This is a genomic window from Trueperella bonasi (genome assembly GCF_030811535.1).
Classification (GTDB): Bacteria; Actinomycetota; Actinomycetes; order Actinomycetales; family Actinomycetaceae; genus Trueperella; species Trueperella bonasi.
On sequence record NZ_JAUSQX010000001.1, the window covers coordinates 820,013 to 835,536 of the forward strand.

Here is a 15,524-nt window from a genome sequence, read left to right on the forward strand (position 1 = left end):
GTTTTATCGTAGTTCAGGCGCGCTTGATGAGACAAAACTGTTCACGAAGTGGGAGTGTGAATCCGCTGACGCCCTTCGATGGCGCGCGAGATGGTGATTTCATCGGCGTACTCGAGGTCACCGCCTACGGGCAGGCCCGAGGCAAGCCGCGAGACGATCACGTTCATGTGCGACAGGTTGAGTGATAGGTAGGTGGCGGTGGCTTCACCTTCAACATTCGGGTCCATTGCGAGGATGATTTCTTTGACCTCGCCGTTCCCGAGCCTGGAGTAGAGTTCGCGGATGCGCAGATCGTCGGGGCCGACGCCGCCGATCGGATCGATGGCTCCGCCAAGAACGTGGTATTTTCCGCGGTATTCGCGCGAGCGTTCGATGGCGACGATGTCTTTAGCTTCTTCGACCACGCAGATGATCGAGTCGAGTCGGCGCGGATCGGCGCAGATTCTGCACTGGTCGTCTTCTGAGACGTTGCCGCACACGTCGCAGAATTTAACTTTGGATTTGACGGATTCAAGGGCGTCGACGAGCGCTTCAACTTCGGAATCTTCGGCTTCGAGCAGATAGAAAGCGATTCGTTGCGCGCTTTTGGGCCCGATTCCGGGCAGCCGCGAGAGTTCGTCGATGAGCGCTTGAACTGCGCCGTCGTACACACCGACCATTATTCCTCCATCCGTTCTTCGATCACCTTAGCGTTGAAACGGTCGAGGACCACCTGCAGACCCACGATTGACGAATGTGAGATTTCCGGATCGTCGGCGGAGGCGCCGTCCCATTCGGGATTGGCATAGTCTACGGGTTCGTTGGCCGGCAGTTCGTTAGCGGGTGGTTCTGGGTCGACGACGTCGGTGCCGCCGGTTTGCCACTCCCGCTCCGGCTGGGCCCAGCGTCCGCTGACGGTACTAACGTAGGGATCGGTGTTTCCGAAAGGATCTTCGAGTGGGGGCGGGCCGGGAAAGTTTTCCGCTGCAGAGCCAAGGATGTCGGCATCATCGAAGGCGTCAATCTTGGCAGAGGCTGTTTCGGTTGGCGTGTTATCAGGAGATGGTGCTGACACCGCTCGCAGGACGGGGCTGGGCGTTGGGGTGTCAAGTTGTGCCCGATCGGAAATTTGGGGGCCGGGCGATTGAATGCTTGCCGGTGAATCCGCGGGCTGACGAGCATCGGCTTGCTGGGGAGCTGCCGCGCCCGGCGCGGCATCAACTTTTGGGGCTGGGGATTCGCCTCCTGCCCTGCCCTCCACCTTGAGAGTCATGCCCAGATTCTGGCTGAGTAGCTGTTCGACTTCGCGAGCGCCACGAGCTGAGAATGCGCTGGCCACACCGGGCTGATCGAAGCCGACGATCAGCATGTCGTTTTCCACGGCCACAGGGCCGTTCGCTGCTGCAAGCTGAGCCTGTGCGATCTTTGACAGGCCGGCATCCGCGATGATCGAATCCCAGTTTTGCCGGATCTGATCGAGCGGGCCAGATCCCGGTTGTCCGTGTTCCGGTTGCACATGTTCAGATTGTGCAACTCCGGTTTGTCCTTCAGTTGCTGCCGTCGATTCGACTTGCGCAGCGGATCGTTCTTTACCGCTGAGCCCACCAGCGGGCGCACCTTGATCCGACCGTGGCACCTCTGGACGCTCCGCCGTGGCTTCCTGCCCATTCGGCTCAGGCGCTGGCTGATCGGGTATCGCGGGCATGGGCCGGTTGCGCGGATCCATCGTGGAATCATCACGCCTTCCGCTCGCCCGCGTAGTCTTTTCAACCTTTGGCTGCGGGGGTTTGGCGTACTTTGCAAGATTTTGCGCGATATCGGCCGATGGTTGCTCCGGCTGGCTTGCCTCACTCGAGCGCGCCCGCTCTCCATCCGACCGCGCCACAATCAGCCGCGCACAGAGAAGTTCCAGCTGCAGGCGCGGCGCGGTAGCACCAGCCATATCGGAAAGCGCTTCGTTCGTCAGGTCGGCAGCTTGTGAAGCCCGGCTCGCCCCCAGCTTCGTGGCCTGCTCTACCATTCGCCCATACTGGTCTTCGGGCACGGAAACGAACACGTCCTTCGCCTCATCACCCGCAAGCGAGATAATCACCAGATCGCGCAAACGCTGCAACAAATCCTCCACGAACCGCCGCGGATCATGGCCCGATTTCACCACCGCGTCAACCACGCCGAACAGGGCCGCGCCATCGCGCTCGGCAATCGCGGCAACGGCGTCGTCGAGCAAATTCGCCGACGTAAAACCAAGCAGCGCCACCGCGCGGTCGTAGTCGAGTACGGAGCCTTCCGAACCGCCAATGATCTGGTCGAGAACCGAAAGGGTGTCGCGAACCGAACCCGTACCGGCGCGTACGACGAGCGAAAGCAGGTCGTGGCCGGCCGTCACGCCTTCGGCCTGCGTCAACTGCGCCAAATAATCTTCAAGTTCGAGTGGCGGCACCAGCCGGAAAGGATAATGGTGAGTGCGCGAGCGGATCGTGCCGATCACCTTTTCCGGTTCGGTGGTCGCAAAAATGAACTTCACATGCTCCGGCGGCTCTTCCACGAGCTTGAGCAACGCGTTGAAACCTTGGTTCGTGACCATGTGTGCTTCGTCGATGATGAAGATCTTGAACCGATCACGCACCGGCGCAAATCCCGCCTGCTCACGAAGCTCCCGCGCGTCGTCGACACCGCCATGCGAGGCCGCATCCATTTCGACGACGTCGAGCGAGCCGGAACCCTCCCGCGCGAGTTCCATGCACGAATCACACGTACCGCACGGGGTAGCCGTCGGGTACTGTGCGCAATTCAGCGCGCGAGCCAAAATGCGCGCCGACGTCGTTTTACCGCAACCTCGCGGCCCCGAAAACAGATAGGCATGCGTTGTGCGGCCCGCCTCCAAAGCCGCCATCAAAGGCTGGACGACGTGATCTTGGCCAATCACTTCTTGGAACGTTTCGGGCCGGTAACGACGATACAGAGCAACACTCACGCCCACCAGTGTACGCAATTGCCGGGCGAGCGTTTACGTTATGCACAGCTCGGTGGCCGATTGGGCTGCTGCGCCCGATCAGTTTACGGAGGCTCTGGCAATGCCCATGAGCTGGTCGGCAACCTTTGAAACGACGCCGTCAACACCCCAGTTCACGAGTTGGTTGGCCCGCGCGGGATCATCGACCGTCCACACGTTGATGCCGTAACCGGCGTCGTGAAAAGCGTCCACGCGCTCCTTCGTGAGGGATGAAGCCTCGGGGTGGATGTATTCGGCCAACGAGTTCGAGGATGGATCGCCAATCGTCGTCAAGGGCGGTTGTTTCATACAAACAGCCCACGGGCAATTTGGGTGCGCGCTGTTTGAAGATGTAAAGAAGCAAGTGGTTAAAGCTCGATACGATCACTTGGCGCCCGGGCGCGCGAGCTAAGCCCTCGGTGTGCGATGAGCCGGCAAGTTTTCATTGTGACTGCCCTTCGTGTGGGGCGGAAGATCGGTTCCTTTTCTTACGCTCGAGTTTAACCGTGTGGGCAGTTCGCGTATCGCAAACGTCCTCGAGCTTGGGCTCATTTAAGCCGTTCGATTTGCAAAAAACTCGGCCCAGAATGGCCGCTCTTGCTTAAAAATCTCGACCTGCTCAGCGGTGAAATTGTGTGGATAGTCGGAGAACAAGTTGAGCACGTTCTCTTTGTCAAAAGTCACCAAATGGAGACCAATTATTTCATTTCCATCTTCGTCTACTTCGGTGACATCCCAAATTTGGTTACCCTCACGTAACGCCTCGTCGGAAATGAACTGGTTACTTTTCACCGTCACCTGCTCCCTGAACTTGATCGCGTTTGTACCTACTCAAATAGGATAACAAGCCCTGAAGTTAACGGCTTCGGCTACCGCGCCCAGCTACCTCATCCGCCTCACCCTCTCCGCACGCCTCACCCTCCCGCGACACCTAAACCGCTCTCGCGACACATTAATTGCCAATAAAAGTATCGCCGGAGCCATTCAAGTATCGCGGGAGCGGGGGTGGCCGACAAAAAGTAACGCGGGAACGAACGCTATTAACCGACGCGGACTGTCCTATAAGCCCCTGCGGCCGCAGGTTAATTGCAACGAAAAAGCCTCGCTTCCCAAATGGGAAACGAGGCTATCTGCGGAGGATGGGGGATTCGAACCCCCGAGGGCGTAAACCCAACCCGCTTTCCAAGCGAGCGCCATAGGCCACTAGGCGAATCCTCCAAGTGTTATGAACACGTCCAACTAGGTTACTTTGGTTCGCCCTAAAACGGAAATCTACAGAGGCAAAGTGGGCGTGCGGTCGCTTACAACCGCACGCCCCCGCCCCACACCGCCCGATCTCAGCACGAGCTGATTCAACCCGGTGCGATAACAGTTCTAGGCCTTACGAGACTCCAGCTTGCCAGAGTCATCGCGCTTGACCACTGTGCGCGATCCGAGAGCGCCCATGAACGCAGTGAACAGAGCTGCGATCAACAGACCTACAAACGCCCAAGTGGCTACCTTAGCACCGGCACTTGCAGCTTCATCCACCGCAACGCGAGCCTCCTCAACAAGCTCCTGCGCCTGCTCAGCAGCCTCCGGGATCGCTTCCTGAGCGGACTCGATAGCGCCCTTAGCCGCTTCGGTTCCATTCTCAACAGCCTCAACGGCGTTATCTACCGCCTGCTCGGCCTCGTCTCCCGTCAGATCCGTGTTTGCTTCAACCAAGTTAACGATCGCATCGCGATCAACGGACTCAGCAATATTTTCTACGCGCGCTCCAAGGGAGTCGCTCAGGTCACCCAAAATTGCTTCGTAATCCTCTGGGTTAACAATAAGTTCTTCGGCAGCGGCCTGAATCTCGGCGCCGGCCTCATCGAGCTGGTTTTCCAAATAGTCAGGGTGAAGTTCTTCAACACCGGTGCCGATGAGGATTTCTTCGGTCTGCTGCGCAATCTGATCGCCATCTACGTCGACGTTATCGGAAGCCACATCAAGCACGTTGCCAATACCGTCGCCCACTGCCGAGGCGACTGACGAAGCTCCGGAACCTACCGCCGAAGCGACACCGCCAACCACGTTTCCGGCAATGCCAAACGCTGCGGAAATGCCCATCGCACCGGCAACGAAAATTGCCAACAGCGACGACGCGAACGTTGCAAGCCCGTGAATAGCTCCGCCTCGAACGGCAAGAGCACCGGCAACATAACCGCCCAAACCAAAGGCAACAAGCAAGGTCACGATCAGCCAGATGATCATTCCGACGCCCATACCCTCAAACGGCTGGCTGGACTGGAGGTCGAAGATACCGAGCCCGAGCGCCACGCCCAGGAAGGAGAAGATCGCGAGCACCGCCAAGGTGATCACAAGACCAACAAAGATCGAGCTCCACGAAGCGTTATTGCTCGCGCCCCGCACGTCAGAGCCGAACAGCGCGGTTCGCCAACCTGGCTTTTCACCCTGCGAATCCTCATGATTCACATGTTGGTCGGCTTGAAGGTGGACGTTCGCCGCCGATGCAGTTTTGCTCACCACGACGGGATCGTCCACCTGGTCAGCGCGCCCGGCATCGGGCTGGTTAAATTCATTACGTGTCAAAATATTCTCCTCAGGTGCATGGTTATGCGGGGCGCGGCCCCGCGCTCTACTTTCGGTAAGTAGTACTCGTGCGATTTCAGTGAGTAGCACTTGTGCGGCTAGGTTGCCGCACGCACCATGCCAACCCTAGGAGCAACCCCTAACATGGACGTATTCTTATTTTCTAAGCTAAATTCCTCGCCTATCAGTGAAAGAATTTGGCGCCCAGAAACGCGCGAAAGGGACCTAACGCGCAATCTATCTACCGTCTTCCTCCGACCATGACCACACGCCGGAGGCGCGAATTTCCCTATTTCGACTCGAGTGCTCTGAACCTGACTCCGGTACCGAGGCGGAGTCGCATTCGCCGTCGGCGTCGTCGTTACCCTCCACGGCGTCTTGCCGCTGGGTTGGAGCGACGACGTCGTTCGGCTCAACCGCCGGCGGCATGTTCCGCTCGCGCTCATATTCCGCATGATCACCCATCGAGCTGGTAACCGAGATACGGCGCGGACCATCGCCACCGCGGCTGTGAACCTCCACCGTGGAGGCAGTAGCTGTTCCCCCGCTATGCTCCTCGCTGTGAGGTGACCGATCAGCGTCAACGACCTTCTTCCCGAGTAAAAGATTCGCCGCAACGATCGCCAAAATCAGGAAGCCGCCCAAGCCGAGCAGAACCATGGAGTTACGCGTCTGATTCTGAACCTCTTCCAGGCCGCCGAGATAGACGAGCGAGGCGAGGGTGACGGTTTCATTGCCAACGTTGAGGTTAACGGTCCGATGATAGAAATCTCCCACGGCCGATCCCACACGCCCCTCACCCACCGCCAAAATCTGAGCGCGCGCCTCGACATCTTGTAAAAGCCCAGACTGCGCCAAATCTGGCACCTGCGCCCCGAGCTTCGTTACGTCTTCGCCAGCACTATTAACGGCAAAAATTATGTCAGTCCGGCTCAAGCCGGTACGTCCGATCTTGTTCGCCACCCAGTCGGCCAAGGTAGTTTCACTAGCCGGATCATAAGCTTCAGGATGGTTCGTGATCCATTCAATCTGATGGTCAACCTGCCGGGCAGCATACTGGTTGATATTGCGTTCTTGAGCAATCAAACCGCCCAATACCGTTAAAACAATTCCAATCGCACTGGCAAGCAAAATAAGAAGTAAAGGCTTTGAACCGCGTGTTTTACTCACAATCAACGCTTTCACTAGAGGGAACTCTGCACTTTTGCAGACGCCTTCACGTTAACCGGCGTTATAGCTCACGGACATGACACATCAATGAAACTTTTTTAATGATAGGATCTCTAACGGCTCCCCACGTGACGTTATCTTGAGGAACTCCCCCAGGGCAGGAATGCAGCAAGGGTACTTGGGCTCTGGCGGGTGCGTGGGGAGTCCTTTATTTTTCATGACTTTGGTTTCCGGCCACACTGTCTCCCGCCATGTCGTGCCGCTATGGACTACATTAGTAGGGTGACTTCGAACGCCCGCGCCGAATACCGCAAGCGCACACAGCAACGCCAGACCGTCATTTTCGGGTCAATCATCGCCGTGATGGCGATTCTCCTCGTGCTCGGAACCCTGGTTTGGACAGGCCTACTACCCTTCCCGTTCAACCGCGATTATTCTCAGCCGCCCGACGAAACTGCTGTACCGTGCCCCGTTGAAGGTGCTGGGCCCCAAGATCCTACGACCATCACCGTTGCAGTTTTAAATGCATCGAATCAGACGGGCCTTGCCGGAAGCGTTGGCACGTCACTCGCAGCCGCCGGCGTGGTTGTTAATGAGGTAGCGAATTGGGCCGGCGAAGATTTCACCGAACCAGTGCGCTTATACGCGAGCCCATCGGGCGTGAATGGCGCATATACGCTGCGTGCCTTTTTCCCGGAGGCCGCAGTTCACGTGGATCCCAACCTAACTTCCGAAGTGGTCGAAGTTGTGCTTGGCGCTTCATATACCGATCTGGTTGCGACGCCTTCAGAAGAGCAGTTCATGCTCGCCATGGAACCGTTGCCCGGATGCGTGCCGCTCACCGAGTTCAGCGGCTAGCGGCGGCGCACCCCACACTATTCTTGCGGTTCGCGCTCCAACACGCCAGGTTCCAGTTCAGCACCGCCGGGGGCCGACGCCGGGCTCGCAGCTTCCATCGACGTTCCGCGCCAGTTCGAGATTGTGCGCATCGCGTGGTAGATGATGATCGCCGCGAATGAGCCGAGTGCAATTCCCTCGAAAACCATGTCGCCCCAATGCCAGGTGTAGTTAGCGATCGCGATCACCATGGCTACCGCCGCCGTGTTGAGGTTTACCGGGTCTGAGAAGTCGACTCGGTTTTGCACCCAGATTCGCACTCCAAGCATGCCGATCATTCCGTACAGAACGGTTGCCGCACCGCCGAGCACTCCCTGAGGGATAGTGGCGATAAGCTGGCCAAATTTTGGCAACATGGATAGGCCGAGTGCGATAATGGCAGCAACTACGTAGGCGGCCGTCGAATAGACCCGTGTAGCGGCCATGACGCCAATGTTTTCGGCGTACGTCGTCGTTCCTGAACCGCCGCCGGCTCCGGCGAAAACTGTGGAGACGCCGTCGGCGAAGAGTGCGCGGCCGGTGATGTCGTCGAGGTTTTCGCCGGTCATGGCGGCCACGGATTTAACGTGGCCAACGTTTTCGGCAACGAGCACGAGCACGACTGGCACGAACAGACCAAGGAGGGAGACGTCAAAGTCCGGGGCGCGGAAATTTGGTGCCCCCACCCAGGCGGCCTCCGCCATGGCATCAAAATTGACTTCGCCTCGGATGACCGCCGTGATGTAACCGATGACGACGCCGATCAGGATCGACAGGCGACCAATAATGCCCTTGAACAGGACGGTCACCGCCAAAATCGTGACGATTGTGACGATCGCGGTAACGGGTGCCGCTTGCACATTGCCCCACGCGGCGGGTGCGAGATTAAATCCGATCAGCGAAACGATAGCGCCGGTGACGATCGGCGGCATGAGCTTGTCGATCCAGCGTGCCCCGGCGAAGTGGACAATCAGTCCGACGACGGCGAGCGCTGCTCCCGCTGCCATCACGCCGCCTTGAGCGAGCGCTGCTTTAGATTCGTCGAGAGGTGCTCCTCCGCCAGCAACATATCCGGTCACAGCGCCGATTGGGGCGATGAGCGCAAACGATGATCCGAGGTAGGAAGGCAGGCGGCCCGCCGTAATCAGTAGGAACAGGATCGTTCCAATGCCCGTGAAGAAGAGAGTTGTTGCCGGTTCGAAGCCGGTGAGCAAGGGTACTAAAAAGGTGGCCCCAAACATGGCCACCACATGTTGCGCACCGATTCCGATTGTGATCGGCCACGACATTCGTTCGTGTGGAAGAACAACTTCCCCGGGTCGGATGGTCGAGCCATCGCCATGAACTTTCCAACTAAATCCAGCCACGCGAGCCTCCAATTCGTAAATCTTGAGGTGGCGCGCGGCTCCCTTGGCCGCGTTCACGACCCTAATCGATAGTACTCCTCAATCGGGTTGGCGAAAAGTTCTCCCAAAATTTGTAACGCACACCATTAGCGAATCGGCGGCTCGCCCCATCGGTAAATCGGCGGCTCGACGTTGAGTGCGGTCGGCTTAGGCACGGCCGGGGTGAGGGCTTCCTCCCAGCCGTTACCGGACTATGCTGCTCCCGCGAGACTTAGTTTGTTCTCGCGAGACCTTATGTGCGAATAAAGGTGCCGCGGGAGCCGGGGCTGGGGCGCAGAGGGCGGTCAGTGGGAGTACAGCACCTTGAAATATTCGACGACGACGTCCGCCTCCGGGTCGAAGTCCCGGTCAAGCATCTGCGCCTGTGCTGCGAAAAGCTCGCGATGCTCTGCGCGCCACCGCTCGAGATCAGCCTCACCCTCAGCATGTGCCACCTGCGCATCCACCTGCGAAAACGGAACGACCTCAACGCGGGTGTTGCATAGCAACGCCCGCGGGCGACCTTCACCATCGCACATGATCCACAGATCATCCACGGCTGGCCACTCTTCGCACTCCAGTTCGTAGGCAGGCCCATAACTCGTGGTTGCAGTTTTCGTTCCCGCCAATACCAGCTCGGCCAGATCATCGGCTTCCGTGCGCGAATCACCAAAAGCAAACGCGCCCGGCCGTAGCGATACCACGTTGGTTTGCCCGCCCACGGCCTCGATTGGATTCAGTTTGGCACGCGTTATCGCACGCACCCAAAACGACTCCAAGTCCCCATCCACGGGCTCAATCGGCAGTTCCTCACTAAACCCGCTCATTCAGCCGTGATCTTCCTGCAGGTTGCGCATCATCTTCCAGGTAGCAATATCGTTTTCGCGTTGGGCCACAACGGACTGCGCGTATGACGTCGTCGCAATCCGCGTCAATCCACCGACGAACAACCAGCCTCCCAACGCCGTGCGCATCTTCCACTTCTGCCCGCGCCCTGCCCGTGTAAACCCATTTGCCAACATTCCACCGGCGATCGCGGTTTGAACCGCGGACGCGATAGCTACAGCCCATGGTCGTTCCAAATAAATCTTCCGGTAGGCACCCATCACCTCGGGCTCCACGAAACCTTCGCCCGCAATTTCGTAAGCGATCCGATCCTCAAACGCGGATCCGGCTGATCCGGGCCTAAATAGTCTCGAGTTCGGGATCGCGTCCAAATCCTTGACACCTTCCAAGACGTCCGCAATCTCCTCGGGCAGGTTCAAGGCTTGCACAAGTGCTCGCACCCCATTTGGCGCAGACACTTGCAAAGCGGACCGAATGTCCGCAAAGCGTGCGTCAATCACATCCGCAACGGCTTTGCGCGCAACTGCGCCGGCGCCCGTTTCATCGACGACGAACTCATGCCCTTCGCTACCCGGTTCGATCCACGGGAATATTGGCAGTTCGCCTTCCCAATTCCACGTGAGCTTCTGATTGTCGCGGCGCACGTAGAGCGCCGGATTTTCCCTGCCGCGCTCGGCACATAAAACGATTTGATACGACGGGCGAGGGAACAGTTTGCGAACTCCCGGCAACGATCGTTCGGCAGTGATAACCAGAGCATCTCCAAGCTTTGACACCGCCACAGGCTCACCATCGGAGGCCACCAAACTCGGCACTTCAGACAGCGGCAAATCTACGACGACCATCATCGGCCCTTCGCGTTCAAGTGCCTCGTCCAGCTCGTCGTCGTGATCAGCGCCAGCCTCCTGCCCGGCAGCCTCTGCCTGCTCGCCGTCACTAGCCCCCTCGTCCGCCTCCTCGAGCAGGAAATCATTTGAAATGTCCACGGAACCAAGGTCAATTGGGCCGTGGGCAACCTCGCCGTCCAATTCCACCTCAACCTTGCGAAGCCGATCACGCATCAATTCCACAAGGTCATGAACAGAGCGCCCGCGGAACACCGTGCCCGAATCGTCGAGGGTCGCTACCCGGCGGCGCCGCCCCGCAATGGCAACCTCAAAATCGAATCCGCCCTCGCCGTCTCCCGAACCGCGCCCGAGAATGCGTTCTTCTTCGAAAAACGCCTGCACGTCCGCATCCGAAACCAGCCACCTATCGAGCTTGTGAATACGCCCGTGAACCGTACGCCAAGATGCCATGTTGCCTCCTTAGATTCAGCATATATCAGCGTTCCGACACGAACGCATCCAAGCACGCACCCAGCGAACGCGCTACAAATTCCGCCGTTTTTGGTCGATCTGGTAAAGGGCGATTCCCGTGGCTACGGCCGCGTTGAGCGATTCAGTTTCGCCGTCGATGGGAATGGACGCGACGACGTCGCACGTCTCACGTACGAGCCTCGACAGCCCGCCACCCTCGGAACCCGTCACGAGCACGAGGGGCACGTCGGCCAGGTCAACACCGCTCACATCGGCGTCCGCGTCACCCGCAAGCCCGACGACGAAGTACCCCCGCTTTTGCATGTCTTTCAGCGAACGTACAAGGTTGGTTTCCCGCGCAACCGGAATGCGCGCCACGGCCCCGGCGGAAACTTTCCACACCGTGGCGTTCACCGAGGCTGAACGCCGTTCCGGGATCAGCACGCCGTTGGCGCGAAATGCGGCCGCGGAACGCATGACGGCCCCAAGATTATGCGGGTCAGTCACCGAATCGAGTGCCACAATCAGGCCCGGGCGCCCAGACTCTTCGACGTGATCAACCAGGTCTTCGAGTTGCACGTACGAGTGCGGTGGCACCTCGATCGCAATCCCTTGGTGGACCTGCCCGTCAGTCATTTTGTCGAGTTCAGCTCGTGTAACCTCAACCAGCGGCGTACCGTTGGCCATTGCCGCGCGCGCAACTTCAGCCACCCGCTCATCGTTCGTCATGCTCGAAACGAGGAAAACTCGCTCGTAGGGAATCCCGGAAAGCACGGCCTCGTATACCGGATTGCGGCCGGCGACCAGCTCGAACCCCTCCGGCTGTTTCAAGATTCCGCGTAACTTCGGGCCGGCCGCTCGTTTGGCTGCCGCCTCGCGTGCCTTCTTTCTCTGATGGGCCGGATGGTAGGTACGATCCTCCGCCTTCGGCGTCGGGCCCTTCCCCTCAAGTCGGCGTCGGTTGTGCCCGCCGGTCCCCTTCGTGCTGCCCTTGCGCGCGTTCTTCCGCACGGCGCCGGGGCGTCCGCGGTGATTAGCCAAGACCGCCACCCACTTTCCACCGGGCCCCATCCGGCGAATCTTCGACGACGATACCCGCCTCAATCAGAGAGTTACGCAGCGCATCGGCGCGTTCCCAGTCTTTTTCCGCGCGGGCCTTGGCGCGCTCTTCGAGCACGTGGTTGACGAGCGAATCCAACGCGCCGCGTAAATTCGATCCATCCGGCTCGGTACGCCACGGCTGGGCCAGCGGATCCAAGCCGAGCACATCCAACATTGCACGCACCAGCACTTGCTGGGCCCGCACTTCTAGGTGGTCGTTGTCGGAAAGCGCATTGTTTCCCAGCGTCACGTGCTCATGAATCACCGCGAGCGCTGCGGAAACATTGAGGTCATCATCCATCGCCTCGGCGAACTCTTCAGGAAGTTCATCCTTCGCGAGCGCCGCAATCTCTTCGATGGGCACCTCGCCAACGGTTTGCACCGCCCGATCAACAAAGCCGGCAATCCGATCCCACACAGCTGCAGCTTCGGTGAGGGTGGACTCGGAATAGGCCACGGTCGATCGATAGTGCACGGTTCCCAAGGCTAACCGCACGATCACGGCCGAATTCTCGGCGAGAATATTTTCCACGGTGAGCGAGTTGCCAAGCGATTTACTCATCTTCTCGCCCTCGATCGTTACCCACGCGTTGTGCATCCAATAATTGGCGAAGCCGTAACCCGCTCCGTGCGATTGGGCCTGTTCGTTTTCGTGGTGTGGGAACCGCAAATCGATCCCGCCGGCGTGAATGTCGAAAGATTCGCCCAAGTATTTTCCAGCCATTGCCGAACATTCAATGTGCCAGCCCGGCCGGCCGCGCCCCCACGGGGTATCCCACGAGGCCGTCTCCGGCTCACCCGGTTTGGCAGCCTTCCACAGCGCGAAATCATGCGGGCCGCGCTTGTCGGTGGCCGCGTCGCCGTCGTCGGCGTTCAAATCCTCCAGCGACTGGTTGGTTAGCGAACCGTAATCCGGCAGTGAAGCCACATCAAAGTAGACGTTGCCCAGATCGCCCGCGTAAGCGTACCCACGATCGATCAGGCGCTGGATCATGTGAATCATTTCGGGAACGTGACCGGTTGCGCGCGGTTCGTAGGTTGGTTCAAGCACACCGAGCGCCCGGTAAGCTTGCGTGAATTCCTTTTCGTACGTGTAGGCCCATGCCCACCACGGGCGGCCAGCCTCCGCCGATTTAGCCAAGATCTTATCGTCGATATCGGTCACGTTGCGCACGAACGTCACGTCGTATCCGCTACGCCGCAACCATCGTGTCAGCACATCGAATGCCAAAGCCGAGCGCATGTGCCCAATGTGGGGAGAGCCCTGAACAGTGGCACCACACAGGTAGATTCCGACCTTCCCCGGCTCGATCGGCTCAAACTCTCGCAGGGACTTGGACTTTGAATCAAAAATCTTCACACCACCACAATACTTGCTTGCGGGCGGCAACGCTCACAAGGTAGAACCGTTTACCTATTCGTACGTAAAGCCACGTATCTTTAAGGTATGTCTGCAACCGAAACGCATACCGATAACTCACCGCGCGCCGTAGAGCCTAAAGCCAAAGTCTTCACCGGGAAGGTGTGGGCCTGGGGCCTGTGGGACTGGGGCTCTGCCGCGTTCAACGCGATCGTCACCACTTTTGTATTTTCCGTGTATTTGACTAACGCTGATCTGTTCGGCCCTGACGCTAATCGACTGCTTGGCTACGTGCTCGCCGCCGCCGGCATTTTCGTGGCTGTGATCGCGCCCGTGCTCGGCCAGAGCGTGGACCGAACGGGTAAATCTGCCACCGTGATGCGCGTAACGACCCTCCTAACCGCGCTTATCACTGCCTGCCTCTATTTCGTTTCCCCGGGCGAGGCTCAACTATGGCTCGGCCTGTTCCTGTTGGCGGCGGGCAATGTCGCTTTCGAAACGGGCTCGGTTGTGTACAACGCGATCATTACCGATATTTCCTCTCCCGAAAACGTCGGCCGCGTGTCCGGCTTCGGCTGGGGCCTTGGATATATCGGCGGAATTGTGCTGCTACTAATTCTGTTCGTTGGGTTTATTGAGCCCGACGTCGGCTGGTTCGGCGTAACGAGCGAAAACGGCTTGAACGTGCGGGTTGCCATGCTCGTGGCAGCGCTGTGGACGGTGGTGTTTTCCGCGCCGCTACTGATCGGGATGAGCAATAAGGCACCGCGTGGTGATACGCCGAAACTCGGTGTGGTTGGTTCTTATAAGCTGCTATTTGCCTCGATGCGCCGGTTGTGGAATACCGATCGCGGCGTGGTGTGGTTTCTGCTTTCTTCGGCGATTTATCGAGATGGACTTGCAGGTGCTTTCGCTTTTGGTGCCGTGCTGGCTGCAGCCGCGTTCGGTTTCGAGGCCGGTGAGGTGATCATTTTCGGCATTGCGGCGAATCTGGTGGCCGGAATCGCAACAATCGTGTTTGGTTGGTTGGACGACATCCTTGGCGCGCGCACCGTGATCATCATTTCGCTCGTGTCAATGGTCACGTGCGGGTTGATGATTTTCTTCTTCCACGATGGGCTTGCTGGCCTATCGCCGAAGATAGTCTACTGGATTTTCGGCCTGTTACTGTGCGTATTCGTTGGCCCCACCCAATCCGCTTCGCGCACATACCTCGCGCGCATCGCACCTCCGGGCGAAGAAGGTGAAATTTTTGGTCTCTATGCGACGACGGGCCGCGCGGTGTCTTTCCTTTCTCCCTTTATGTACTCCACCGCAATCACGATCGGCGCTGCCGTGGCAGGGATCGCCGTTGACGAGGCCGCCTATTTCGGGATTCTAGGAATCGCAATCGTGCTACTTGCTGGGCTCGTGGCCTTCCTGCCGGTCAAGGCACAGCCCAAAGCTGACGATGCGGAAAGCTAAGAATCAGCACTGCTTCAGCAGCGCGGTCGCGATTGCGGCCAGGCCCTCGTCGCGGCCGGTGAAGCCCATGCGGTCCGACGTCGTCGCAGAAACAATCACCGGCGCACCCACAATGTGGGACATCACCGCTTCCGCCTCCGCCTTACGCGGCGAAAATCGTGGCCGCTGGCCGATAATCTGCACCGAAATATTGGCGATCTCCCAACCGGCCTCCCGAACCAGACGCACAGATTCACGCAACAAAATCTCACCCGATACGCCATCCCACTCGGGGCGCCCAGTGCCAAAGATCGTTCCCAATTCGCCAATGCCAGCCGCCATCAAGACGGCGTCGCAAGCTACGTGCGCGGCCACATCAGCATCAGAATGGCCCACCAGCCCCGGCACGCCGTCCCACTCGAGGCATGCGAGCCACAGCGGCCGCGCCGGATCGTCCGAAAACTTGTGGGCATCGAAAGCCGTGGCTACCCGCATCG

The 15,524-nt window shown here is 58.9% G+C and carries 13 protein-coding genes, 1 tRNA gene, 1 other RNA gene and 1 pseudogene; 3 read left to right on the forward strand and 13 right to left on the reverse strand.

Translation table 11 applies throughout. The features are described 5' to 3' along the window. Positions 1-41 precede the first annotated feature (41 nt). The 7 genes and pseudogenes from recR to J2S70_RS03935 form a co-directional block, all read right to left on the reverse strand. The gene (recR, locus tag J2S70_RS03905) at positions 42-659 is read right to left on the reverse strand and encodes a recombination mediator RecR (RefSeq protein ID WP_407702628.1); all 618 of its coding nucleotides are present in this window, start codon (positions 657-659) and stop codon (positions 42-44) included. Next, a complete protein-coding gene (locus tag J2S70_RS03910) occupies positions 659-2,953 on the reverse strand; it encodes a DNA polymerase III subunit gamma and tau (protein ID WP_307682437.1) in 2,295 nt (764 codons plus the stop codon). The genes recR and J2S70_RS03910 overlap by 1 nt, the downstream gene beginning before the upstream one ends. A 78-nt stretch (positions 2,954-3,031) precedes the next feature. After that, positions 3,032-3,371 (reverse strand): annotated as a pseudogene (locus tag J2S70_RS03915) (glycerophosphodiester phosphodiesterase family protein); the annotation flags it as partial. Between the two features lie 152 nt (positions 3,372-3,523). Further along, entirely contained in the window at positions 3,524-3,769 is a 246-nt protein-coding gene (locus J2S70_RS03920; protein WP_307682438.1) for a DUF7675 family protein, read from the reverse strand. Positions 3,770-4,104: 335 nt separating this feature from the next. Further along, positions 4,105-4,189, reverse strand: a tRNA-Ser gene (locus J2S70_RS03925). Between the two features lie 156 nt (positions 4,190-4,345). Beyond that, the gene (locus J2S70_RS03930) at positions 4,346-5,548 is read right to left on the reverse strand and encodes a YrzE family protein (protein WP_307682439.1); all 1,203 of its coding nucleotides are present in this window, start codon (positions 5,546-5,548) and stop codon (positions 4,346-4,348) included. Between the two features lie 237 nt (positions 5,549-5,785). After that, the gene (locus J2S70_RS03935) at positions 5,786-6,718 is read right to left on the reverse strand and encodes a hypothetical protein (protein WP_307682440.1); all 933 of its coding nucleotides are present in this window, start codon (positions 6,716-6,718) and stop codon (positions 5,786-5,788) included. Between the two features lie 115 nt (positions 6,719-6,833). Between J2S70_RS03935 and ffs the strand changes: the two genes are divergently transcribed. Together ffs and J2S70_RS03945 are read left to right on the forward strand one after the other, a co-directional pair. Further along, an RNA gene (ffs, locus tag J2S70_RS03940) (signal recognition particle sRNA small type) lies at positions 6,834-6,930 on the forward strand. Positions 6,931-6,982: 52 nt separating this feature from the next. After that, a complete protein-coding gene (locus J2S70_RS03945; protein WP_307682441.1) occupies positions 6,983-7,576 on the forward strand; it encodes a LytR C-terminal domain-containing protein in 594 nt (197 codons plus the stop codon). A gap of 17 nt (positions 7,577-7,593) precedes the next feature. Here the strand turns inward: J2S70_RS03945 and J2S70_RS03950 are convergent, their stop codons facing one another. The 5 genes from J2S70_RS03950 to cysS form a co-directional block, all read right to left on the reverse strand. Beyond that, positions 7,594-8,961 (reverse strand): uracil-xanthine permease family protein, encoded by a 1,368-nt coding sequence (locus J2S70_RS03950; RefSeq protein WP_307682442.1) that lies wholly within the window; start codon positions 8,959-8,961, stop codon positions 7,594-7,596. A gap of 323 nt (positions 8,962-9,284) precedes the next feature. Further along, on the reverse strand, positions 9,285-9,806 hold the full coding sequence (locus tag J2S70_RS03955) for an ASCH domain-containing protein (RefSeq protein ID WP_307682443.1): 522 nt from the start codon (positions 9,804-9,806) through the stop codon (positions 9,285-9,287). Further along, positions 9,807-11,123 (reverse strand): hypothetical protein, encoded by a 1,317-nt coding sequence (locus J2S70_RS03960; protein WP_307682444.1) that lies wholly within the window; start codon positions 11,121-11,123, stop codon positions 9,807-9,809. Between the two features lie 72 nt (positions 11,124-11,195). Then, entirely contained in the window at positions 11,196-12,164 is a 969-nt protein-coding gene (rlmB, locus tag J2S70_RS03965; RefSeq protein ID WP_307682445.1) for a 23S rRNA (guanosine(2251)-2'-O)-methyltransferase RlmB, read from the reverse strand. After that, positions 12,157-13,584 carry a cysteine--tRNA ligase gene (gene cysS / locus J2S70_RS03970; protein WP_307682446.1) on the reverse strand — a complete coding sequence of 476 codons (1,428 nt, stop codon included), beginning with the start codon at positions 13,582-13,584 and terminating at the stop codon, positions 12,157-12,159. The genes rlmB and cysS overlap by 8 nt, the downstream gene beginning before the upstream one ends. A gap of 87 nt (positions 13,585-13,671) precedes the next feature. On the opposite strand from cysS, the gene J2S70_RS03975 reads away from it, so the two are divergent. Then, complete coding sequence (locus J2S70_RS03975) at positions 13,672-15,048, forward strand: MFS transporter (protein ID WP_307682447.1); 1,377 nt, start codon at positions 13,672-13,674, stop codon at positions 15,046-15,048. A 3-nt stretch (positions 15,049-15,051) separates the two neighbouring features. Here the strand turns inward: J2S70_RS03975 and ispF are convergent, their stop codons facing one another. After that, a complete protein-coding gene (ispF, locus tag J2S70_RS03980) occupies positions 15,052-15,522 on the reverse strand; it encodes a 2-C-methyl-D-erythritol 2,4-cyclodiphosphate synthase (RefSeq protein ID WP_307683370.1) in 471 nt (156 codons plus the stop codon). Between the last annotated feature and the right edge of the window lie 2 nt (positions 15,523-15,524).

Coding starts and splice junctions, on each gene's coding strand:
- recR (WP_407702628.1), bottom strand. CDS start 659: ATGGTCGGTGTGTACGACGGCGCAGTTCAAGCGCTCATCGACGAACTC.
- J2S70_RS03945 (WP_307682441.1), top strand. CDS start 6,983: ATGGACTACATTAGTAGGGTGACTTCGAACGCCCGCGCCGAATACCGC.
- J2S70_RS03955 (WP_307682443.1), bottom strand. CDS start 9,806: ATGAGCGGGTTTAGTGAGGAACTGCCGATTGAGCCCGTGGATGGGGAC.
- J2S70_RS03960 (WP_307682444.1), bottom strand. CDS start 11,123: ATGGCATCTTGGCGTACGGTTCACGGGCGTATTCACAAGCTCGATAGG.
- J2S70_RS03975 (WP_307682447.1), top strand. CDS start 13,672: ATGTCTGCAACCGAAACGCATACCGATAACTCACCGCGCGCCGTAGAG.
- ispF (WP_307683370.1), bottom strand. CDS start 15,522: ATGCGGGTAGCCACGGCTTTCGATGCCCACAAGTTTTCGGACGATCCG.